Source organism: Bacillus pfraonensis (genome assembly GCF_050768835.1).
Classification (GTDB): domain Bacteria; phylum Bacillota; class Bacilli; order Bacillales; family Bacillaceae_G; genus Bacillus_A; species Bacillus_A pfraonensis.
This window is the reverse complement of record NZ_JAHCDO010000011.1, coordinates 55,173-78,774: the sequence shown is the minus strand read 5'-3', so window position 1 is coordinate 78,774 and position 23,602 is coordinate 55,173. Positions and strand designations below refer to the sequence as shown.

Annotated in this window: 21 protein-coding genes and 1 pseudogene; 4 read left to right on the top strand and 18 right to left on the bottom strand. The window is 36.2% G+C overall.

Annotated elements, in window-relative coordinates:
- Window positions 1–180: 180 nt before the first annotated feature.
- From KFD70_RS12375 to KFD70_RS12335, 9 genes and pseudogenes are all read right to left on the bottom strand, one after another.
- Window positions 181–435 (bottom strand): annotated as a pseudogene (locus tag KFD70_RS12375) (cyclic-phosphate processing receiver domain-containing protein).
- A gap of 15 nt (window positions 436–450) precedes the next feature.
- On the bottom strand, window positions 451–1,233 hold the full coding sequence (locus tag KFD70_RS12370) for a prepilin peptidase (protein WP_336452860.1): 783 nt from the start codon (window positions 1,231–1,233) through the stop codon (window positions 451–453).
- Window positions 1,234–1,286: 53 nt separating this feature from the next.
- Window positions 1,287–1,997 carry a LutC/YkgG family protein gene (locus KFD70_RS12365; protein WP_336452767.1) on the bottom strand — a complete coding sequence of 237 codons (711 nt, stop codon included), beginning with the start codon at window positions 1,995–1,997 and terminating at the stop codon, window positions 1,287–1,289.
- Window positions 1,994–3,418, bottom strand: a complete 1,425-nt coding sequence (locus KFD70_RS12360; RefSeq protein ID WP_336452768.1) for a LutB/LldF family L-lactate oxidation iron-sulfur protein — start codon at window positions 3,416–3,418, stop codon at window positions 1,994–1,996. The genes KFD70_RS12365 and KFD70_RS12360 overlap by 4 nt, the downstream gene beginning before the upstream one ends.
- A gap of 16 nt (window positions 3,419–3,434) precedes the next feature.
- Window positions 3,435–4,154, bottom strand: a complete 720-nt coding sequence (locus KFD70_RS12355; RefSeq protein WP_336452769.1) for a (Fe-S)-binding protein — start codon at window positions 4,152–4,154, stop codon at window positions 3,435–3,437.
- 170 nt (window positions 4,155–4,324) lie between these two features.
- A complete protein-coding gene (locus KFD70_RS12350) occupies window positions 4,325–5,014 on the bottom strand; it encodes a FadR/GntR family transcriptional regulator (RefSeq protein ID WP_336452861.1) in 690 nt (229 codons plus the stop codon).
- A gap of 467 nt (window positions 5,015–5,481) precedes the next feature.
- Window positions 5,482–6,864 (bottom strand): sensor histidine kinase, encoded by a 1,383-nt coding sequence (locus KFD70_RS12345; protein ID WP_336452770.1) that lies wholly within the window; start codon window positions 6,862–6,864, stop codon window positions 5,482–5,484.
- A 1-nt stretch (window position 6,865) separates the two neighbouring features.
- Entirely contained in the window at window positions 6,866–7,540 is a 675-nt protein-coding gene (locus KFD70_RS12340; protein ID WP_336452771.1) for a response regulator transcription factor, read from the bottom strand.
- Entirely contained in the window at window positions 7,537–8,508 is a 972-nt protein-coding gene (locus KFD70_RS12335) for a YncE family protein (protein ID WP_336452772.1), read from the bottom strand. The genes KFD70_RS12340 and KFD70_RS12335 overlap by 4 nt, the downstream gene beginning before the upstream one ends.
- A 136-nt stretch (window positions 8,509–8,644) precedes the next feature.
- Here KFD70_RS12335 and KFD70_RS12330 point away from each other — a divergent pair, with 136 nt between their 5' ends.
- The 4 genes from KFD70_RS12330 to KFD70_RS12315 all read left to right on the top strand — a co-directional run bounded on the left by KFD70_RS12330 (window position 8,645) and on the right by KFD70_RS12315 (window position 13,941).
- Complete coding sequence (locus KFD70_RS12330) at window positions 8,645–9,760, top strand: CdaR family transcriptional regulator (protein ID WP_336452773.1); 1,116 nt, start codon at window positions 8,645–8,647, stop codon at window positions 9,758–9,760.
- 189 nt (window positions 9,761–9,949) lie between these two features.
- Window positions 9,950–11,362 carry a glycolate oxidase subunit GlcD gene (gene glcD, locus KFD70_RS12325; protein ID WP_336452774.1) on the top strand — a complete coding sequence of 471 codons (1,413 nt, stop codon included), beginning with the start codon at window positions 9,950–9,952 and terminating at the stop codon, window positions 11,360–11,362.
- Window positions 11,359–12,687 (top strand): (Fe-S)-binding protein, encoded by a 1,329-nt coding sequence (locus tag KFD70_RS12320; RefSeq protein WP_336452775.1) that lies wholly within the window; start codon window positions 11,359–11,361, stop codon window positions 12,685–12,687. The genes glcD and KFD70_RS12320 overlap by 4 nt, the downstream gene beginning before the upstream one ends.
- A 459-nt stretch (window positions 12,688–13,146) precedes the next feature.
- A complete protein-coding gene (locus tag KFD70_RS12315; RefSeq protein WP_336452776.1) occupies window positions 13,147–13,941 on the top strand; it encodes a CAP domain-containing protein in 795 nt (264 codons plus the stop codon).
- A gap of 214 nt (window positions 13,942–14,155) precedes the next feature.
- Here the strand turns inward: KFD70_RS12315 and KFD70_RS12310 are convergent, their stop codons facing one another.
- From KFD70_RS12310 to potA, 9 genes are all read right to left on the bottom strand, one after another.
- The gene (locus tag KFD70_RS12310) at window positions 14,156–14,761 is read right to left on the bottom strand and encodes a DUF1648 domain-containing protein (RefSeq protein WP_336452777.1); all 606 of its coding nucleotides are present in this window, start codon (window positions 14,759–14,761) and stop codon (window positions 14,156–14,158) included.
- A 90-nt stretch (window positions 14,762–14,851) separates the two neighbouring features.
- A complete protein-coding gene (locus KFD70_RS12305; protein WP_336452778.1) occupies window positions 14,852–15,775 on the bottom strand; it encodes an RluA family pseudouridine synthase in 924 nt (307 codons plus the stop codon).
- 100 nt (window positions 15,776–15,875) lie between these two features.
- On the bottom strand, window positions 15,876–16,292 hold the full coding sequence (locus KFD70_RS12300) for a histidinol dehydrogenase (protein WP_336452779.1): 417 nt from the start codon (window positions 16,290–16,292) through the stop codon (window positions 15,876–15,878).
- Between the two features lie 327 nt (window positions 16,293–16,619).
- Window positions 16,620–18,815, bottom strand: a complete 2,196-nt coding sequence (locus tag KFD70_RS12295; protein WP_336452780.1) for an MMPL family transporter — start codon at window positions 18,813–18,815, stop codon at window positions 16,620–16,622.
- Window positions 18,816–19,038: 223 nt separating this feature from the next.
- Window positions 19,039–19,686: a phosphatase PAP2 family protein gene (locus KFD70_RS12290; protein WP_336452781.1), complete on the bottom strand. Its 648-nt coding sequence runs from the start codon at window positions 19,684–19,686 to the stop codon at window positions 19,039–19,041.
- A gap of 60 nt (window positions 19,687–19,746) precedes the next feature.
- The gene (locus KFD70_RS12285; protein ID WP_336452782.1) at window positions 19,747–20,796 is read right to left on the bottom strand and encodes a polyamine ABC transporter substrate-binding protein; all 1,050 of its coding nucleotides are present in this window, start codon (window positions 20,794–20,796) and stop codon (window positions 19,747–19,749) included.
- A gap of 21 nt (window positions 20,797–20,817) precedes the next feature.
- Window positions 20,818–21,618 (bottom strand): spermidine/putrescine ABC transporter permease PotC, encoded by an 801-nt coding sequence (gene potC, locus KFD70_RS12280; RefSeq protein ID WP_336452783.1) that lies wholly within the window; start codon window positions 21,616–21,618, stop codon window positions 20,818–20,820.
- Between the two features lie 6 nt (window positions 21,619–21,624).
- Window positions 21,625–22,470 carry an ABC transporter permease gene (locus tag KFD70_RS12275; protein ID WP_336452784.1) on the bottom strand — a complete coding sequence of 282 codons (846 nt, stop codon included), beginning with the start codon at window positions 22,468–22,470 and terminating at the stop codon, window positions 21,625–21,627.
- Entirely contained in the window at window positions 22,467–23,450 is a 984-nt protein-coding gene (potA, locus tag KFD70_RS12270; RefSeq protein WP_336452785.1) for a spermidine/putrescine ABC transporter ATP-binding protein PotA, read from the bottom strand. The genes KFD70_RS12275 and potA overlap by 4 nt, the downstream gene beginning before the upstream one ends.
- Between the last annotated feature and the right edge of the window lie 152 nt (window positions 23,451–23,602).

Genomic DNA, 23,602 nt, shown 5'->3' with positions numbered 1-23,602 from the left:
ATTTCGGGAAATATCTCCCGCTTCCTTTCCCTTATTTACCCCGCATTAACGTGCAGTAAGACCTCCACCTCAAAATTCAATGAGAGCAAAGAAGTTAGGTGGAGGATCAACTGCACGTAAAAGCCCGATTGGTGAGGGCTAATAATCAGTAGGGGATGAAGCTCCCTACTGATTAAAGTTTCACTTTATCCGCTCTAACATGTACTGCATACCAATTGAATCATTTGTATGTAAATGAATTTCCTGTACGTAAAGACCTTCCGTACAAAAAACTTCCAAAAAATTCAAACCATTTTTCTGACGTCATCCCATATTATAGTCGAGAGATAGAATACTCACATCATGGTCTCTAACAATTTTGACAGCCTCTTCTACCGTTGTTACTAAAACATAACCGGATGGACAAGGCCTTTGATCATCCATATACACTTTCATCCTCTATCTCTCCTTTTACTCCAAAGATACCATAACCAAATAACAGACGGTTCCCAGTGCAATAAACGGCCCGAATGGTAAAGCTTGTTTTCGATTCATCCGTCTTAATAAAATAGCAATTCCGAAAAAACAAAGGCTCACGCTAGAAGCGAAGCAAAGCACAATAAAAATTGCTTTCGCCCCTATTATAAATCCGAGCAGTGAAAGAAATTTCACATCGCCTCCTCCAAGTCCATATGGAAATATGATTTGAACGAGATATAATGCACTAAATATCGTTCCTCCACCTATCAAGCTATCCCACAAAGGAACGAACGAAATAAAAATACGCTCTATTAAAAATAAACAAGCAAAATAAACTAAAACGACATCTGGAATTAACATATAGAACAAATCTGTCATCGTAATAATAATGAGTAAAGAAAGTAACGTCCATATAAAAATGAGTTCTTCCTCCATTCCAATCACACACGTAAAAAAAAGAAAAATGCCCCCTGTTATCACTTCAAACAATGTGTAAATAAAAGGTATTTTCATTTTACAATGAATGCAGCGACCTCTTTGCAAACAAAACGAGACAATTGGAATAAGTTCTTTCGGACTTAGCGTATGATGACAGCCATGACAATAAGAACGCGGAGTAATAATAGATTGTCCCACTGGAATACGTACTGCTACAACTGTATAAAAAGAACCAAGCACCGTTCCTATTAAAAAAGCATATAAATAAAATGTCACACCACCCTCTCCTTTCCCCCAAAAATATAACAAAAAGAGTGCGGTACTTCCATTTCGCATTATCTGTATTCTAATAAAAAAGCAGGCCATTTCTTAGCCTGCTTTTCTCCATTTTACACTACGAAATAATATGCTTTTAATGGTCCGTGTACACCTACAACAAGATTCATTTCAATATCAGCTGAATTACTTGGTCCCGTAATGAAATTAATACAAGATGCTACTCCTTCTCCATTCTCTACACGCGTATTCATATCATGAACCGCTTGTGTGATACGTGGTACGATTGTTTCACGTGGAATGATTGCACAATAAATTGTAGGCAAGAAATGTAAAGAACGACCTTGTCCTTTATGACTTTGCACGACAATTGTACCAGATTCTGCTAATGTGTAATCACTAAAGGCAATACCGATATTTGCTTTTTCAGCCAAGCGAATATTTTCTTCTTTTTTCTCTGGATCCCAAGTGTTTACTTCAACATTTTGACTTGGAAGCTCTTTAGAAAATAACGAATTCAAACCGTACGAAGTAAAACGCTCATCTTCTGATAATAAAATAGGTCCGCCACCGTTTTCAAGAATTACCTTTTGCATCGCTATACTTAGTTCATCTTTTGACGTTTCAATTACAGTCGTATGAATGTTCGTACACTGTTTTTTGAATACTTCCAGCAATTCTTCCTGTGAATAATCTTTCAGCGTTTCTACGTTTACATTATTTTTCCACGCTGGACGCTGCACACCTTCTGTTTTACGTGCACGTCCAAGTTCTTTGGCAATGTTCTCTAAAAAAGAATCACGGTTTTGAATTGTCCCTGTCATCGGTCGTTCCCGCCTTTCTTATGATCTTTATACCAATCACGGAATCTTTCCTTACTTGGAGCTGGAAACTCACGAATATCCGTCCAGTTTTTCAACGGCCCTACGCCTTTCGTTACACGATTACCAGACGTAAATGGACTCATTGCTGCTGGAGCCATTTTCGATCCCATTTTATATAACGCCGCTGAAGAAGCACCCATACTAAACATCTTCATTGCTAGTTTTTCTGCAAGTGGTGCTCGTCCTTCTTTTTCAACAATAACTTGACGATGTTTTAATAATAAATCATGTAGTGGAATTTTTACCGGACAAGCTTCTGTACAAGCCCCACATAAACTAGATGCATATGGTAATTCTTTATAATCATCATATCCCCCTAAAAGCGGTGTTAATACAGCACCAATTGGTCCTGAATAAATGGAACCGTAAGAATGTCCACCCACATGACGATACACAGGACATACGTTTACACAAGCTGCACAGCGAATACATTGTAAAACTTGACGGAATTCAGAGCCAAGAATTTGAGAACGCCCATTATCTACGACAACTAAATGGAACTCCTCTGGTCCATCTACTTCCTCTTCTTGAATTGGCCCTGCTACTGTTACATAACTTGTTAGTTTTTGCCCAACCGCACTACGGCACAGTAAACCAACAAGAACATCTAGTTCTTCCATCGTTGGAACCATACGTTCCATACCCATTACTGCAATTTGTGTTTTTGGAATCGACATAACAAGGTCAGCATTCCCTTCGTTTGTTACTAAACAAAGAGAGCCTGTATTCGCAACTGCGAAGTTACATCCCGTTACCCCAATTTCAGCATCCATAAATTTTTCACGAAGTTGTTTACGAACAAACTTTGTCATTTCATATGGATCATCAGAATTTTCATATCCAAGTTTTTCTTTAAATACATCACGAATTTGCGTTCTGTTTTTATGAAGTGCTGGTGCAATGATATGAGATGGTGGATCGTTATCCACTTGCAGGATGTACTCACCTAGGTCACTCTCTAACACTTCACAACCAATTTCTTCAAGCGCATGGTTCATACTAATTTCTTCCGTTACCATCGACTTTGATTTCACGACTTTTTTCGCTTGCTTCTTTTTCGCTACTTCTTGAATGTACTGTGCTGCTTCTTCTTTCGTTTTCGCAAAGAAAACATGTCCGCCTCTTTTAGATACATTTTCACTCAGTTGCATTAAATAGTAATCTAGATTTTCTAACGTATGCTGACGAATTTGTTCACCAAGTTCACGCCACTCTTCCCAATTTCCTAATTCATCGGCTGCTTTTAATCTATTTGTATACAAACGCGTTTGTGCAGAAGATACTGCACCGCGCATAAATGAATCTTGAATTCCATCGCCAACGCGATCATTAAATTTTTTCTCACTGATTTTCATAGACATAGCTTATGTTCCCCCTTCATGAGCGACTATTCAATACCTCAGCAATATGCATTACTTTTACTTCTTTACCTAAGCGCTCAATACGTCCGCCAATGTTTAACAAACACCCACAGTCAGCACCAATTAAATAATCAGCACCTGTTTCCATTACACTATCAACTTTCTCATCTACCATTTGCTCAGAAATTGGTGTCATCTTAACTGAAAACGTTCCCCCAAAACCGCAACAATTTTGTACGTTTGGCAGTTCTTTTACAGTTAATCCTTTCACATTTGATAGTAAAATTCCTGGTGCTTCTTTTACTCCAAGCATGCGTGTCATATGACAAGATTTATGAACAGTTGCTGTACCTTCTAAGTTAGCTCCCACATCTGTAACTTTTAATACATCTACAATAAATTGTGTTAATTCAAATGTTTTATCTGCCACTTTTTGTGCACGTGCTGCCCACTTTGGATCATCTTTAAAAACGTGTGGATACTCGTGAAACATTGTCGCACAAGAACCAGATGGCGTAACGATGTATTCTGCATCTTCAAAAGTTTCAATCATATGTTTCATCGCTTCTTTCGCTGCCTCTACATGTCCGCTATTATAAGCTGGTTGACCACAACAAACTTGCGCTTCTGGAAATTCAATTTCACAACCTAAACGCTCCAACAATTCAACTGTTGCTTTCCCGACATTCGTTTCAAACATATCGACTAAGCAAGTAACAAACAAAGTAACTTTCATAATTATAATTCCCCCTCATTACAACTTCGCCAACAATCATATGGTCATCAGATGACTAGATAGAAAGAAGAAGTTAGGAATATTTTCCTACCTGATCCTCTCCCTAAAAGAAAACGCTTACTTAACCTTTCTTCTATTTTATCAAAAAAATAAAATTTCGAAAGACTAAATCACGAATTTATACCTCTTCTACCTGTGACAATATGCTCTACATTTGTTAAATGATTTAGCATTGCTTGCTGTGCAGATTCTACATCTTGCTCCAATACCGCATCATATATAGCTTGATGCTCTTCTAAAAGTCGTTCTGCTGTTGTTTGTTCACCATATAAAATAATGCGTCTTGATTCTCCTATCGTTTCAGCAATCATTTCTGAAACATGATTCATAAGTTCAAGTAAGATGTTATTATGCGAAGACTCTGCGATCCCCATATGAAAATGAAAATCCGCTTTTTCACCAGCTTTTTCATTCCCAATGCTTTTTGCCATTTCATCTAACCAGTGTTTCATATTTTGTAAATTATCTTCTGTACGCTTCGCTGCAGCTGCTCGAACTGCCCCCACTTCAAGCACTTTACGAACTTCTAATAAATCCAAAATATCTTCTTTCTTCATTAACAACGTATGATTTAACGACTTTGTTAATGCTGAAGAATCGAAGTTTTTCACATATGTCCCTTCCCCTTGTTTCATTTCAATTAAGCCCATTGCCCGCAAAGCACTCAGCGCTTCACGAACTGCAGATCTGCCAACTTGAAACTGCTCAGCTAATTGATGAACAGGAAGAAGTTTGTCACCAGGTTTTAACGTACCATTTTTAATCATTGTTAAAATGGCTTCAGATACCTCTTCGTAAATTTTTTTCGGTTTAATAGATTTGTATTCCAGTTAAATCACCTCAGTATCATCCAAACAACAATTAAAACGATTTATAAGAACATAGCATCCATACCTATTTTAGAACGAATTGGTAAGAAGTACAAATGTTTTGTTCATAAAATCGTCAAATTCTTGCTATATGCAGTAAAATAATGGTTATTATACCCATAATTGATTTCTATTTTTTCTATGTCAATACCAGTTAAAAAACGCTAAAATTTTTCTTTTTAGTTTGAAAAGAGCATATAGCCATGCATAGAAGCAGTTAGATCTTTTTTTAATCCCTTGCCAAGTGTAAACAAAAGAAGAAAACGGGTGCGGGTCAGCCTTTATTCTTTGTAACCGCAACTTGTATATTGAAAAAGCATGTTCTAACCAAGCTAGAACATGCTTTTTTCCTCATTTCTCTCACATTAACGGGCAGTAAGACCCCACTGATTAAAATTTCACTTCATCTTTAATTGTATAATAACTGTTGTGCCCTTTCCTTTTTTGCTTTCAACCTGCCACTCTCCATCATGGATATGCACAATTTGTTTTACAATGGCAAGCCCTAAACCGGTTCCTCCATGCTGACGACTTCTCGCTTTATCTACCCGGTAGAACCTTTCTCCCAGTTGCCCTAGATGTTCCAAATCAATTCCAATTCCCGTATCTTTTATTCTCAGTTCACAATACTTATCTTGTTTCTCCAAATGTATGGCAATACTACCATTTTGATTTGTAAAACGTATCGCATTATCTAACAAGTTATGAAGCACTTGTTGCATCCGATCCTCATCAATCATAACAATAATATCTGGATCAAGATTCGTTGAAATATGCAGTTGTTTCTCTGTACTTTTCAATTCATACGTTTCAAGTACATCTTCAATGAGCTGTGCGAATACGATTGGTTGTTTCTTTAATGGAAAGTGCTCTCCTTCTAGCTGCGCTAAGTCTAACAAATCGTGCACAAGCCGCTGCATGCGCCCCGCTTCTTTATGGATAAGTTGTGTAAATTTCGATTGCTGTTCTCCCTTTGCAACGCCATCTAAAATTGCTTCACTATACCCTTTAATATAACTAAGTGGCGTCCGAAGTTCATGCGAAACGTTCGCTAAAAACTCCTTGCGTTTTGCATCTTCAGTCTCCAATGAAGTTGCCATTTTGTTAAATGCTTTACCTAGGCGACCAATTTCATCTTCAGATGAAATTGTAATACGCTCAGAAAAATCTCCTGTTGCCATATGATTGGCAACTTGTTCCATTTGTGAGAGCGGCTTTGTAATTGCGATAATAATTTTTCTACCAATCCATACTGTAAGTAAAATCATAACTAGAGCTAACGGAGCCAAAATAAGTCCCATATCATAAATTAGATCTTTAATACTCTTTAATGGGATATATGAGTACACAATTCCAACTAACTTCTTACCATCTAAGACAGGAATGACAACTCCCATAATATTACGATCGAAATGCTCTTCATATCCAACTTTTGTAACCGTCTTTCCATCCAATAATGTTTGTCTATCATTCTCACTAATAAGAGAATGATGATGTACATCAAAAGGTAAACAAGCACTTAAATCACGCGGATTACTCACAAAAAGGACATCCGCAATCGAGATGCTATCAAACGCCCGGACTTTCTCTTCAAATACCGACACATCTTTATGTTTGTTATATTGGGATACGAGTTGTTTTCCTTCCATTACTAGTGAATCTTCGATATTTTGAACATATAACTTTTCATATGAATATAAGGACACGAAATAGAGAAAAGAAACTGTTACACATACTGCACATACTACCGTAAGCCAAAGCTTTTGTACCATCGTAAACATGTTACACCTCAAATTTATAACCTACACCCCATACCGTTTGAATGTAGTTTCCACTTTCTCCAAGTTTTAAACGCATCGTTTTGACATGTGTATCTACCGTTCTTGTACTTCCTGCATAGTCATATCCCCATACTTTTTCAAGCAATTGCTCCCGGCTGAATACTTGTCCATTATGCACACAAAGAAAATACAGTAAATCAAACTCTTTTACCGTAAGGGAGACTGTCTCACCGTTCGTCTCAATTTTCCTGCTTTTTTCATTAATTCGGATTGGACCAAATTGAAGTTCTTCTTGTTGCTCTTCTTGCTTTGTATATCTTCTTAATACAGCTTCCATACGAGCGATGAGTTCTCCAGGACTAAATGGCTTTACAATATAATCGTCTGCTCCCATCCGTAAGCCATTCACACGGTTCCATTCTTCTCCTTTTGCTGTTAAAAAAATAATCGGTACATCAGAGGTTTTTCGGATTTCTTGACAAACTGAAATCCCATCCATCTCTGGCATCATAATATCTAAAATGACAAAATCGTAATGATCTATATCAAGCATATGAAGGGCATCTTTTCCGTTCTCCGCTTCTCCCCATTCATATCCGAAATTATCTAAATACATGCCAACAAGCTGCCTCATATCACTTTCATCATCTACAAGTAACACTTTATGTTTCTTCATTTCTCTCTCCCCTCACGCTCCGCCAGTTGAAATGGCCCTTTACCAACCGCGATTGTTTGTTTCACTTTCATTTTTTGAATATCAATTACATATACTTCATTACTATCATAGCTAGCTACATAACCTTCTTTCTCGTCTTTCAAAAAAACGAATGGATTGGACCCTACCTCAAGAGATCCTACTTCTTGATATGTTCGTGTATCGAATTTTCGTAATGTATTTGATCCATGACTTAAAGCATACATAAATCTTTCATCACCCGAAATACTAACTGGCATAAATGGTGCATGTAAAGAACGAACCATCTGTCCATCTTCTAAAGAATAGACCAATACTTTCTCATTCACTTGCGTACCATCACCATGCCCGCCAATCCATATTTCCTTTCCATCAGCGCTAACCATGGCCCCAGTTGATGCTGGTGGTACCATAAATGAATGCACAACTTTCTTTTGGTCTAAGTCAATCGTGGATAGCTGTGTATCATAGAAGTTCAATACATGTAATTGTTTATCATGCTGCACCATTGTTAGCGGGCCTTTCCCTACCGAAACACTTCCGGTCTCTTTTCCATTGATCGTAAAAAAGCGTACTTTTTGTTCATTTTGATCAGCCATAAATAATTGTTTTCCATCGTTTGCTACGATGACATTCGTAATCCCTTTTCCTGTCTTCCATTTTTCCACTTGGTTTCCTTCTGTTAACGAATATATATATGCATATTCTAACTGCTTACCATATACAAGCATGTCCTCCCCACTTGGTAACAGTGCGACCCCTGTAATAGGCTCTTTGAATTCCCATGTTGTTACTATCTTTTTCGACTTTTTATCAATAAAACTAACGCTACCTTCTTTAATATTTGTTGTTATGATGATACTTTTATTTTTAGCAATCGGTGTATATGAATTACCTTGACATCCTGCTAACAGAAAGAAAAAACATAGCAGAAAAAAGTATTTCTTCAAAAGATTCCCTCCATCTTTAGATGATTTCGTTATAATTGTAAAATAGCAAATATTTGTGAGGAAAGTGTGAAATCTTCCTGTTTTTTAAAACTCCGTATATAATGGTACAACAAATAGAAATAGAGGTGTACCATTTATGCTTTTTCCTGATTTAGCAAATAAAATTGTCCGCGAAGTTCGAAGGCTAATTGACGAAAATATTATTATTATTGATATAAAAGGCACAATTATTGCTAGTACAGATATAGCGCGAATTAGGCAATTCCACGAAGGTGCTCTTCGCTGTGCGAAAGAAAAGAAAACCGTTATTGTTACAAAAGAAGACGAACAGTATTTACAAGGAGTAAAAGCAGGAATGAATCTCCCACTTCTTTTCCACGATGAAGTAATCGGTGTCATCGGTATTACAGGTGAACCTGAAAACATTTCACAATACGGAGAAATATTACGGAAAATGACTGAGTTATTAATTCATGAAAATTATTTTTTAGAACAATTAGAACTTGAACACCGTTCCTATGAAGCTTTTGTTTTTGACTGGTTACAAAGCAACGATTGGTCTTCGAGTTTTCTCGATCGTGCGAAAACACTCGGCATTGATTTACACACAAAAAAACAACTTATTTTATTTTCATTTGATCAAGATGATACGATGCTGCAACGCAAAATTTGGCAGCACATTCGTAACTTATTAGCGAAAGAGGAACTATTTGTACGCTGGGGAAATGACCGTTTTATACTATTTACAGCAAAGGAAACAAAGAAAAGAACGTTTCAATTTTTAAAGAGATTGAAGCAAGATTGTGAATCTTTATTTCCTATTACACTCTATATCGGTATTGGACAAACTGTCATGCCAAATGAGATGCATCTATCATACGAGCAAGCATTGCGTGCACTTTCAGTAGCCTTTGAAACGAAAGGCATTATATTTAATGAAGATTTACGTTTAGAAATGTGCCTACAAGATATTACAGCTGAAACTCGTGACGAATTTCTTCAACGTACGATTTATCATTTACTTCCTGCAACTGAACTCATGCAAACACTGCGCTTATTTATCGATCATAATCAATCGTATAAACAAACAGCAGAAATGTTACACATTCATATTAATACTTTACATTACAGACTAAAAAAAATAGAAGATTATACCGGGCTTGACCCAAAACAATTTAAAGATTTAATCATTTTATACTTTGCACTTCTTTTATTAGATAATCACACAAAAAAAGACAGTAAAATCAATTAATCTTCAGTTGATTATACATAGAAAGAAATCCCCTACTTTTTTATGATTATAATGAAAACACTGTTAGAACGTGTATAATCTTATTTTCTTACAATCAGTAAATTTTTTATAACACAGTACTGAATAATGAAATGAGTCAAATTTTTATGAATAGGATAAACAAGTTAACAGTTTGAGGGGGATTTTCTAATGTTAGAACAACATATTATTGATTCATTCGTATCTATTGTTGGTAAAGATAATGTAGATACGTCCAACATGGGACGTTTAACGTATAGTTATGATGCAACGCCAAATTTCCAAGCGATGCCTGATGCAGTTGTCGCACCGCGCAATACGCAAGAAGTAGCTGATATATTAAAGGTATGTAATGACCATAAAGTCCCAGTTTATGTTCGCGGGTCTGGAACAAACCTTTGTGCGGGAACATGCCCACTTGAAGGAGGGGTTGTTCTGATCTTCCGACATATGAATAACATTTTAGAAATAGATGAAGAAAATTTAACAATTACTGTGCAAGCTGGTGTCATTACACTTGATATTATTAAAGCTGTAGAAGAAAAAGGGTTATTTTATCCACCAGATCCAAGCTCCATGAAAATCTCTACAATTGGCGGTAATATCAATGAAAATTCCGGCGGCTTACGCGGTTTAAAATACGGTGTAACACGAGATTATGTGATGGGTCTTGAAATTGTCTTGCCAAATGGTGATATTATTCGCACCGGTGGTAAATTAGCAAAGGACGTAGCTGGCTATGATTTAACACGCCTATTCATCGGCTCTGAAGGCACACTTGGTGTTGTAACAGAAGCCATTCTAAAGCTTGTCCCAATGCCTGAAACAAAGAAAACAATGCTTGCATTATATCAAGACATCAATGAAGCAGCTCGTGCTGTATCAGCAATCATTGCCAATAAAATCATTCCAGCAACACTTGAATTTTTAGATCAACCAACAATTGAAGTAGTAGAAGAGTTTGCACAAATCGGTTTACCCACAGATGTAAAAGCTATTCTCCTAATCGAACAAGATGGATCTCCTGAAGTTGTGAACCGTGATATTGAAAAAATGGCTGAAGTTTGTCGTTCTATGCATGCAGTTGACGTTCGCGTTGCCAAGGACGAAACAGAAGCAGATGCACTTCGTACAGCACGCCGCAGTGCTCTCTCTGCTTTAGCAAGGCTGAAACCTACAACCATTTTAGAAGATGCTACTGTACCACGTTCTCAAATTGCTTCTATGGTTGAAGCAATTAATGCCATCGCTAAAAAATATGATATTGCTATTTGTACATTCGGGCATGCTGGTGATGGAAACTTACATCCAACATGCATGACAGATGCTCGTAATAAAGAAGAAATGCATCGCGCTGAACAAGCCTTTGCAGAAATCTTTGAAAAGGCAATTGAACTTGGCGGTACCATTACAGGTGAACACGGCGTTGGTGCCATGAAAGCTCCTTATTTAGAGTTGAAGTTAGGAAAAGAAGGCATCGCTGCTATGAAAGGCATTAAACAAGCTTTCGATCCACATAACATTATGAACCCTGGGAAAATGTTTGCTAAGGACTCTCGTAAAAGAGTGGTGGTAGAAAGATGACTACTCTAAACAAAGAAAAAATTCAAAAAGAATTTAAAGAACGTCTAAATGAAGATGAATTATTAAACTGTATGCGATGCGGATTTTGCCTGCCAACTTGTCCTACTTACATTCAATCTGGATATAAAGAGTCTCATTCTCCGCGCGGTCGTATCGCTTTAATGAAGGGCGTTGTTGACGGCTTAATTGAACCGGATGAAGATGTTGAAAATACATTGAATGTTTGTCTTGGTTGCCGTGCTTGTGAACCCGTTTGTCCATCTGGCGTAAACTACGGACATTTATTAGAAGAAGCACGAGATATTATTAATCAAAATAAAAAATTCTCTATGCCGGTCAAAGCTGTTCGCAAAATGGTATTTGAAGGGTTATTCCCTCATCAAAATCGCATGCGAACATTAACAGGACTCATCGGCTTTTATCAGCGCTCTGGCTTACAAACGTTAACACATAAAACAGGCATTATGAAGTTGTTCCCAGATACAATTGCAACAATGGATCTCGTCTTGCCAAAAGTTCCTAAAATGAAAGAGATGAAAAATCGCCCTGCGTTTTTACCAGCTGAAACAACAAAGAAAAAACGTGTTGCTTTCTTTACTGGTTGTTTAATGGATACTATGTTTTTAGAAACAAATAACGCTACAACAAAACTCCTTCAGCTTGCTGGCTGTGATATTGTAATTCCAAAAGAACAAAGTTGTTGCGGAGCACTTCATGGTCATGCCGGAGAAAAAAGCGGTGCAAAAGAGCTTGCAAAACGAAACATCCAAGCCTTTGAAGATTTAAAAATTGATTATATTATTACAAACGCCGGCGGTTGCGGCGCATATCTCGTAGATTATGACTACTTATTAAAAGATGATCCAAAGTGGGCAGAACGTGCAAAACAGTTTGTTGCGAAAATAAAAGATATTACAGCTATTTTAGTGGAATTAGATTTTCATAAACGGACTGATTTACGCCTTCCTCCGCAAATTATTACGTATCAAGATTCTTGTCACTTGCGTAATGTCATGCGGACATCTTCTCAGCCACGTATGCTGTTACAAGCAATTCAAGGTGTAACCTATCGTGAAATGAAAGAAGCAGATCGTTGCTGCGGTTCTGCAGGTATTTATAATATTGTACACTCTGAATTATCTATGGAATTTTTAGATTACAAAATGGAACGTGTTCATGAAGCAGACGCGGCAACCATTGTCACTGCAAATCCAGGTTGCTTACTACAAATGAAACTCGGTATTGAACGAGAAAAACTCTCTCATAAAATGAGAGGCATTCACATTGTAGATTTATTATTAGAAGCAATTGAATACAATTCGTAATATATGTAACAATATGAAAACGGCTATCTCCTTCTTCTATGTAAAGAGATAGCCGCTTTTTTTATCCGCTACAAGATTAAAAATATGTTACCGTCTATAAAAAAAGAACAACAAAAAGATTACAGTTTTGTAAAAATACATCCATTATATTCCTCAAAAAAATTGAAAAAACCTTGATACAATAGGTTTCTATAACTCTCATGTAGGTAATTTTAACCAAAAATCACCCCTAATAAGCAAAGTAGAAAATGCTGAAAATTCCTTTCACAATCTAGTTTTCTCCTATTTTATCTTTCATTTCATTCTAGGATAAAATAGGTAATTTTATAGTCTATGTATTTTTTTCCATCTTTTTTCCGGCAATTTGTATGCTACGATGAATTTGTCAGTCAGACAGGCTGGCAAAAACAAATCTTTGATAACAGTTAAAAAAACTTTTTACATAGGGGGACACATATTATGAAAAAACGTGTTTTATTATCAGTAGCAGCAGCAACTGCATTCACATTCGGAGCATCTACTCTTAATGCAGAGGCATCAACAGCAGAGCCATCTACAATAAAGGTTCAAAATATTCAGCAAGCTAAAGTCTTTATGCAACATATGAATCAAGAAGAATTACAAAAATATTTACAATCTATGGGAATTAACTCTCTAGCACAATTCCAGCAAGGTAACTGCTTCATTCCTGGTCAACAACCAAATGTACCAGCGCCAGAAACTACGAAACCTGTAGAACAAAAACCAGTGGAAAATAAACCTGCTGAAGAAACAGCAAAACCTGAAGCTCAAAAACCAACAGAAAATAACAATAACAACAACAACGAAACACAAAAACCGGCTGAAAATAAGCCTGCTGAAGAATCAAAAGGTTCTTTAAGCGAATTCGAACAACGCGTTGTTGAATTAACAAACGCTGAGCGTACGAAACAAGGCTTACCAGCATTAAAAGTTGATGATGAATTAAGTAAAGTTGCACGCGCTAAATCTGAAGACATGCAAAAAAATAACTACTTCGATCATAACAGCCCAACATACGGATCTCCATTCGATATGATGAAGAAGTTTGGTATTTCTTATAGATCTGCAGGTGAAAACATTGCACAAGGCCAACGTACACCAGAAGAGGTTGTACAAGCTTGGATGAATAGTGAAGGTCACCGTGCGAATATTTTAAATAGTGGTTATACTCACATCGGTGTTGGTTATGTTGAAAGTGGAAACTACTGGACACAACAATTTATCACGAAGTAAGTATATAAATAAAACCCGTTCTTTTTAGGGGTGGAAAGAGGATCTGTCCGTGCATAGAAGCGGTCAGATCCTTTTCTGCCTCATGGCATATGAAACCAAAAGGAAACAATGCGTGCAGGTTTCCTTTTGTGCTTCATTGCCACACAACTTTTATGTTGGAACGTCAACATAGATTTATATAAAAAGGAGTCTCCAGTTACGGAGGGCTCCTCTTTTATGTTTCATGGTTTTCTAGTATATATGAATACAAAATACAAAACATAAAAGAAATAGATCCGAGGCTAATCACACCAATTAGTAAATAAAATCCCCATTGTAGCTTCAAAAACAAACAAATGAGTATGATAAGCGACATATATTGAAAAATACGCTGACTAAACAAGCGTATTTTCTGTAACACAATCGGCTCCTCTTCTTTTTTTCTTCCTTTTTTAAATCCTTTACTAACCATAAAAAGAAACGCACTAATCCCGATTATAAGGCCCGTTTGAAATGGTATATCTATTCCAGTGCCAATAGCAAGAATAAGCATATGAATAAATAATAAAAATAGCGATACATTCTCTTTAAATCTTATTACAATGTAGTGGTCATTCTCATTCAACTTATATACGTAACGTGAGATTATATACAACAAACCATGAAAAAAAATAATAAGGCAAGGAATAAACAATACAACAACTTGCTTCCTTGCATATTCATTTGGTTCACCATCCTGATTCCAATGCACCGCTAAATAATTCGGTAAATATGGATATAGAAACAACGTAAATAGAAGACCAGCAAGAAATATACTCATAATATATTTATGTCTTACCAAGTACTCTTCACCTCTCTTTTCTATTTACGGCTTCGATTTCCATAAAAAAATTCCTGCAAAGAATATCTTTCTCAACCACACAGCAGAACTTTATTTATTCGACATTTGAAAAGATTCAATGATGTTATTTAAATGATTAGGAAGTGGCACCTCTACTGTTATCTCTTCTTTTGTAATTGGATGTAAAAAAACAATTCGCATAGCATGTAAGGCTTGATGAGACATATATGTTGCTTGTCCACCATATAATGTATCACCAATCAGCGGATGACCACTATGACTCATATGAACGCGAATTTGATGCGTTCTCCCTGTCTCTAATTGTAACGTTACAAGCGTTACATCTTGCTTCTTGAAGTATTTCTCTACTTTATAATGCGTTATAGCATGATCACCATTTGGAGACACACGACGTCTTGTTGCATGATGTCGATCTCTTCCAATTGCTGCGTCAATTATTCCTTGCTTCTTTTTTACTTTCCCTTCCACCAATGCCAAATATGTTCTTTTAATGTTACGCTCCATCAATAATCGATCCATAATCGCACCAGCTATCCCATGTTTCGCAAATACAACACCACCTGTTGTATCTTTATCTAATCGATGAATATGACGTACTTTCGTCTCTATACCTTGCATTTGTAAATGAAAAGCAACGAGGTTCGCGAGTGTTCCTGTTCCACTTTTGCTAGAAGGATGCGTATCCATATGCGCAGGTTTATTTACAATTAATACGTGATCGTCTTCAAATATCACTTCTAAATCACCGAACTCTGGCTGGACACCGTACTCTTCTTGGATAAACATATGAACCTGCAGTTTATCTCCTTCTTGTAAAGGTTCACTCCACCCTTTTCGTTCTCCATTGACGATAATGCCTTTTTCCATACGAAGCCTATGTAATAGTTTTTTGGGGACGCCCCATTCTTCTTTTAACAAAGAATCAATGCTGATACCGCTCCATTTAGCAGGAACCGTCATTTCGCACCATTCTCCCTTTCTTTTCATTTCCATGCTTTATCCACCTTATTTCTATTGATTCTACTATTGTAACGGAAAATGAGTCATTATGCATTGTTTAAAGCAAAAGACAGTCCACATAATAGACTGTCCTCTAGGCACGTAATTTCTTGATTTCTTGTAATGTTTCTTCTGCTTTTTGTTCATACGATAAATCTTTAAAAAAGTCTGCTAATCGCTTATAGTCGTTGTAAGCATCTAATAAATGATCTATCGTTTCCTCTTTAGAAACTTTTGGCTTTGATTTCATTTTCACTGGATACCGATAGCCAGACATCTCATGTATTTTATAGTATTCTTCTTCCACTTGAATAACTTTCACAAGTTCCTCTTCTTCAGCATCCATTGTATACCCATCAAACTCCCTCAGTAATTCATAAATAATATGAGTCCATTCATCTTTTGGATAAAATCCTTTTTCTAACCTATAACCGACAATGCGATACATGTGCCCATCATTTTCTGCAAACTGTACAGTATCATTTAACTTAAATTTAAAATAGCGAAACATTGTCTTCACCTGCTTTTATATGTATTGTCCTTATCACATACTATTTGCAAAAAGAGGGCAATGCTATTCATGAAAAAAGCATTCATATATAAGAGAAAATGCGAAAAAACTTTTCTTTTTGGGAGAGAGAATCCAATTATGTGTAGAAACGGTTCACGCCTTTTTCCGCTCCATACCTTGTGAAAACAAAGGGAGGAAATGAGAGAAGATTTGCTTTTGCGTTCATAGACGCGATTGATATGCTAGTAAATCAAAATGAGTATAGATAGAAAGAATTGTGAATCAAAAAAGGTCACTGAAAAACTTTCGTTTTTCAGTGACCTTTTTTCAATCCGATGGTTTTACTTTTTTCTTTCGAAACGGCAACCACCAATTCCAATCTCCGAACATTTTCATTAAGCTTGGTACAAGCATGAGCCGTATAATCGTTGCATCAAGAAAAATAGCAAGTGCCACGCCAAGTCCCATCTGCTTTACTGGTAAAATATCCGTAAAAGCGAATGCTCCTGTTACAACAATCATAATAAGAGCAGCTGATGTAATAATACGGCTTGTTGAAACAAGCCCTTCTAACGTTGCCTTGTCATTATCTCCTGTCTCTTCATACAACTCATGAATACGTGAAATAAGAAATACTTCATAGTCCATGCTTAAGCCAAACACAAGGCCAAATATAAAAATTGGTAACACGAATAGAACGGAGCTTTCTTCCAACCCAAAGTGCCCGCCTTCAAATAGCCAAATCACAATCCCAATGGTTGCACTTAAACTCAGTACATTCATCACAATAGCCTTAATTGGAATGAGTATAGAACGGAATGCAAATAGTAAAATTAAAAAAGTGGAACCGAATATGACGGACATCCCGATTACAACTTTATCTTTAATTTCATCCTCTAACTCTTGTTGGAACGTTGTCATACCACCTAAATAATACGTAATACTGTCATCTTTATACGTGTCTTTAAAGTCACGAATCCATTGTTTTGCAGTTTCTGTTCTCGGCTTTGTATCCAAGAAAATTTGAAGAGTTGTTTTATTTTCCTTTGTATATGCTTCTAGTACAGGTTCCACTTGCGTACGCTCTGGGGATTGTAACAATGTAACTAACTGTTCAGAGTTCATACCGTTTAACTCATCATATAGACTGTTTACTTTATACACATGCTTATCTTTTTTAAGTTTTTGAATAACATCTTCTAACTTCTGTAAACTTTCTTTCTCTATGACATTATTTTTCATCTCTAGTACTAGCGTAACATCAGCATGTGTTTTTACAGTTTTGTTGAATGACTCTTCATACTGTTCATATGCAATTCGTGTATCACTTTTCTCTGGCAATGCTTCTACACCAGGAAATTGAAGATTCGCAGTGCGAAGTGGCAATAAGCAAACAATAATAAACAGTGTAACAACAATAACCATCATAATAGGATGCTTCATAACAAATTGAGCGAACTGACGCCACATATTTGAAGTGCGAGGTGCAGTTTGATTCTTTTTCAGTATTCGCTTCCCTATTAACGATAACAACGCTGGAAGAAGTGTAAGTGAAAATAAAATACTCATCACAACAACAATCATCCCGCTAATTGCAACAGATTGAATATAATCAATCTCAAAGAAAAACAAACCCGATAAACCAACAAATACACATAAGCCGGAAAATACAATAGCACGCCCTGCTGTTTGATATGTGACAGCTATCGCTTCTTTTACAGTCCGATATGCCACTTCCTCACGAAACCGATTTACAAATAATAATGCGAAATCAATTGATAAAGCAAGCCCAATCATAGGTGCAACATTTAATACAAAAATGGATAATTCTTTATCTACACCAATAAAATATAAAATTCCCATTGTACTAAGCACGCTAAGCGCCCCGTTTACAATCGGCAAGATTGATGCAAGCAAGCTACCAAATGAAAATAGGAGTACAAGAAAGGCAATTGGCAACCCGATCATTTCTGCTACTTTCAAATCATTTTGTGTCCGCTCATTTATTTCTTCATTAATCTTTGGAAAACCTGTTGGTGATACTTTCAAAGTCTCGTTACTTTCCTTTTTTATTTCTTCTGCAAATTGTAATGTCTTTTCATTCCGTTCTTTACTTGTTTTCCCGGAAAATAAAATGGTCGCATACGCAATATCGTCTTGTAACATTTCTTTATTTTCTATTGGATGATGGAATGAATCATACATTTCTTTCGTTTGAATGTTTGTTATAATGTCTTCTATTCGTTTTTGAAACTCTTCTTTTGAAGTTCCTTTATTCTTTTGAAATACGAGAAGGAGCGTATCTTGAGACTGTTTAAAATCTTTATCTAAAATTGCTTTTGTCGTTTGATAGTCTCCTTTTGTTTGAAAGCCATCCCCCCCTAATACTCCTGGAAGTTTTGGTGCAAAAATACCGAGTGCGATCGCTAACACAACTAATAAGGCAATAACTGTATAGCGAAATCGATAAAGAAAAGTACCCAGTTTCCCCCATTTATCTATTTTATGTACACTTGTCTTCACACACCTTCACCTACTTTATATAATTAGTGAATCCATCTATATTTTAGCACATCTTACCATAATCCATGATAGCACATAGTATAAAATGCAACTTTAATCAGTGGGGCTTTTGAACCCTTCCTATCTTCCTCGTTTTCCTCTGACTCTTGAGGTGGTGCCTCTTAAATAGCCGAATAAAAAAACATCCAAAAATTCCAGTACTCTAGGAATTTTCGGATGTTTCTTATCTCTCTTGATTCGTTCCAAAACGCTCTGAAAGTAAGCGATGAAAATAAATAGTAATAATTAACAAAATACCACTTAAACAATAGCCAGCTAAAATATCAGTCGGATAATGTACAGATAAAATAACTCTACTTAATCCAATCCATATAATTAGCAGTGCCATAGCAATGGTAATAACAACTTTCACTGCCACATTTTTTACGTTTGCAGCAATGATATAACCAAGAAACCCATATGTAATAATAGACAGCATGGCATGCCCACTTGGAAAGCTATATCCGAGGGCATCAAGTGCTTCATTTAAGCTTGGACGATCTCTTTGCGCAATTTCTTTTATTCCTTTATTTATAAGGTGTGTAATTAACACAGCCGTAGGATAAACAACCATCGCTACATAATAACGCTTCTTCCAAAAAACGAAAAGACTAAGAGCAAGCGTGCTTATAATTCCAATTGCAGATCCCAACTTTGTAAAATTTGAAAAAAATGAAAGTGAATTTTCTGTTTGTAATCCTCTTACAAGTCCTTGTACATATTTATCAATTACTGTCACACCACCAGCTTGTACTTTCCAAGCAATGAGAGCAAATGCAGCAAACAGCAAAATGATACAAGCAAGCTCATATCGATGTAATTTTCGCTTCAAACTTTTTTCCCCCTATTATGAAAAAATGCGATTTCTACTTAGAAACCGCATTTTTATTACTTATTTTCCTTTTGTTTTTAACTCCGTCCAGTAACGGTCATACTCTTTTAATTTATCATCTACATCAACAAGCCACTCTGTACGGTTTAGTTCATCTTGTGATAAGAAAATCATGTGATTATCACGATACTCTTTACTATGAAGCTCCCATGCTTTTTCATTTGGGTTACTATATCCAATGGATTCATAGTTTTTTACACTTACTTTTTCATCCATTAAGTAGTTCATGAACTTCTCCGCCAGTTCTTTATGCTTCGCGCCTTTTGGAATTGCTAATGTATCAGCCCAAATTGTACCGCCTTCTTTTGGAACAACATACTCCACATCTTTATTCTCTTTTGCGATAAATGCTGCATCTCCAGACCACACTGTTCCAATCCAAGCGTCCTCTGTAATAAATTTCTGTTTAATATTATCTGTATCAAATGCAAGTAGATTTGGAAGTAACTTCTGTAAATCCGCAGCTGCTGTCTTTAACTGCGCATCTTCCTTCGTACTATTTGAGAATCCATTTTTCTTTAGAGCCATTCCTAATACTTCACGAGAATCATTTAATAAAGCAACACGTCCTTTATATTTCTCGTTCCATAAATCACTCCAACTTGTTGGTGCTTCTTTTACGTACTTTTTATTGTAAGCAATCCCTGTTACCCCCCAAGTATACACAAGAGAATATTTATTTTCCGGATCAAATGGAGGCGTTTTAAAATTAGATACTAAATTCTTTACGTTCGGAATATTTTTCTTTTCGATCGGCTCTAATAACTTCATTTCTGTCATTGTTTTAACCATATAATCTGACGGTTGAATTAAATCATATTTTGCACCGCCAGCTTGTAATTTCGCAAGCATTTCTTCGTTACTTGCATATTTATCATAGTTAACTTTTACGTTATATTTCTTTTCAAAATCCTTTATTACTTGCTCATCAAAGTTATCAGCCCAGCTATAAATATTTAGCTCTTCCTTTTTTTCACCACAGCCAGCAAGTACACCGGCAACAAGGCTGAAGCTAAGTGCTACACCAGCTACTTTCTTCATCAATTTCATCGATTCATTACCTCCTCATTCTTATAACGGAAGATGTCCTCCAGAGTTTTCTTCACCATCTGCACCTTTATTACGGAATATTTCTGATGCAACCATTAATCCAACAATAACAACAATTAATATTGTAGAAAGAGCATTAATTTCAGGTGTTACGCCGCGTTTCACCATACTATAAATGTATAATGGCAATGTTGTTGATCCTGGACCGGATACGAAGAAACTAATGACAAAATCATCGATTGATAGTGTAAATGTTAATAATGCCGCTGAAATAACCCCAGGTGCGATTCCAGGAAGTGTTACATAGCGAAATGTTTGCCATGGAGTTGCTCCTAAGTCATTCGCAGCTTCTTCTAAATCACGTCCCATACCAGAAAGACGCGCTGCTAAAATCACAACAACAAATGAAATACTAAATGTAATATGCGCAATAATAATGGTAACTTGTCCAAGTTCCATTCCAATTTGACTAAATAAAATAAGTAAAGATAATCCCATTAAAATATCTGGAATTAAAATTGGTAAATATACAAGACCATTAATGGCCCCTTCAAAACGATATTTATAACGATGTAATGCAACAGCAAAAATCACACCAAGAACTGTCGTCACAACTGTCGTCACAAGCGCAATTGTAATACTATTTACAAATGCATCAATAACATCTTGCTTTTGAAATAAATCTGTATACCAATGGAACGTAAATCCTTCCCATTCCGCGTTAATACGAGAATCGTTAAAAGAATATACCATAAGAACCATCATTGGAAAATACAAGAACAATAAAATTAACCAAGAATAAGAGACTAAAAACTTCTTCATCTTCGTCTATTCCCCTCCGTTTCCGTATTTATATACTTTCGTTGCACGATAATATAAGTAAATTAACAGAACAGAGAACAGAACGACAATAATGGATAACGCTGATCCAAATGGCCAATCACGTGCACCTAAGAATTGGTTTTGAATCACATTTCCGATTAATGCTACTTTCGATCCACCCATGACGTCTGATACAACAAACATCCCAATAGATGACACAAATACTAAAATCGAACCAGTCGCAACCCCTGACATTGTCATCGGCAATGTGACATGCCAAAATGCTTTCATTGGCGTCGCTCCTAGGTCATACGCCGCTTCTAGCTTACGTTTATCAAGCTGCTCGATTGCTGCGTACACTGGTAAAATCATAAATGGTAGTAAAGAATATACCATTCCTAATATTACAGATGGTGTATTATACAATAAATTTAACGGTTCATTAATAATGCCTAACTTTAGCAATAGTGTATTTACAAGACCTTGTGAGCGTAAAATAACAATCCACGCATAGGAGCGCACAAGAAAGTTAATCCAAAACGGAATCGTTGCCAATAATAAAAGAATAGAACGATATTTACGATCAACAATTGTAATTGTATATGCAAATGGGTAACCAATTAGTAAACAAAGGACTGTCGTAATAACTGCGATTTTCACTGTTTCCCATAATGTATTCATATACAACGAATCAAACACACGCGATATATTATCTAACGTAAATTGCATTTCCACTGTCCCGTATGCTCCGCGCTGTAAGAACGCAAATGCTAATACGAATAGAAGGGGAAATAAGAAGAAGATTAAGAGCCATGTAACTGTAGGTAGTGCGAGTAGTTTCCCTTTTCTCAATTTAAGGTCACCTCATCCTCTTGCTCCCAGCCTACGTATACATTATCTCCAATACTCCACTTCGCAGCTTCTTCTGCAGTTTGGTATGCCATTAATAATTCTGATGTTTTTTCATCACGTACATAAAGCTTTTCCATATTTCCAACAAATTCAATATCTTCAACATGTCCAAGATGGTATTCTTTTAAAACTGGTTGCTCAACCGAACGTATTTTCACATTTTCAGGGCGAACTGCTACGTAGTTTTCCCCATTTTTAATAATATTATTTTCACCAATGAATGTCGCAACAAACAATGTTTTCGGTTCTTTATAAATTTCTTTTGGCGTTCCGATTTGTTCGATATGCCCTTTATTCATAACGACAATACGATCACTCATACTCATTGCTTCTTCTTGGTCATGCGTTACATAGATGAACGTAATTCCTAAATTACGCTGCAGGTTTTTCAATTCACGTTGCAAATCTTTTCTTAATTTAAAGTCTAGTGCTCCAAGTGGCTCATCTAGTAATAATACTCGCGGATTGTTTACGATTGCTCGTGCAATTGCAACACGCTGTTGTTGTCCACCAGAAAGTTTTGCTGGTTTACGATTACGGAATTCAAGAAGCTGCGTTAAACGCATCGCTTCTTCTGCGCGTTCTTTTTGTTCTGCTGCGGATACTTTTTGCATCTTCATACCAAAACAAATATTTTTCTCAACCGTCATATGCGGAAACAATGCATAATGCTGGAACACTAAGTTCATATGACGCTTATAAGGTGGCAAATCATTGATTCTCTCCTCATCGAGTAAAAGATTACCTTTTGTAGGAGTTTCAAACCCTGCAATCATACGCAGTAACGTTGTTTTCCCACACCCACTCGGTCCAAGAATTGTTAAAAATTCTCCTTCTTTAATATCTAAAGAAAGAGGTGGAATAATCACTTGATCTCCAAAATGTTTTTCTACCGCTTCAACTTTAATAATCTTTTTCATTTTCCCGTCCTATCTACCTCGAATTTTTAATCTTTATATTCATAAATAAATATTAGTTTTATATAAATTCTTTTGTTTCGATCCAAACAAAAATGATTGTTTAACAGCGTCCGCTTCTATTCCTTATGTAGTATGTTTGATTCATTTTCTCA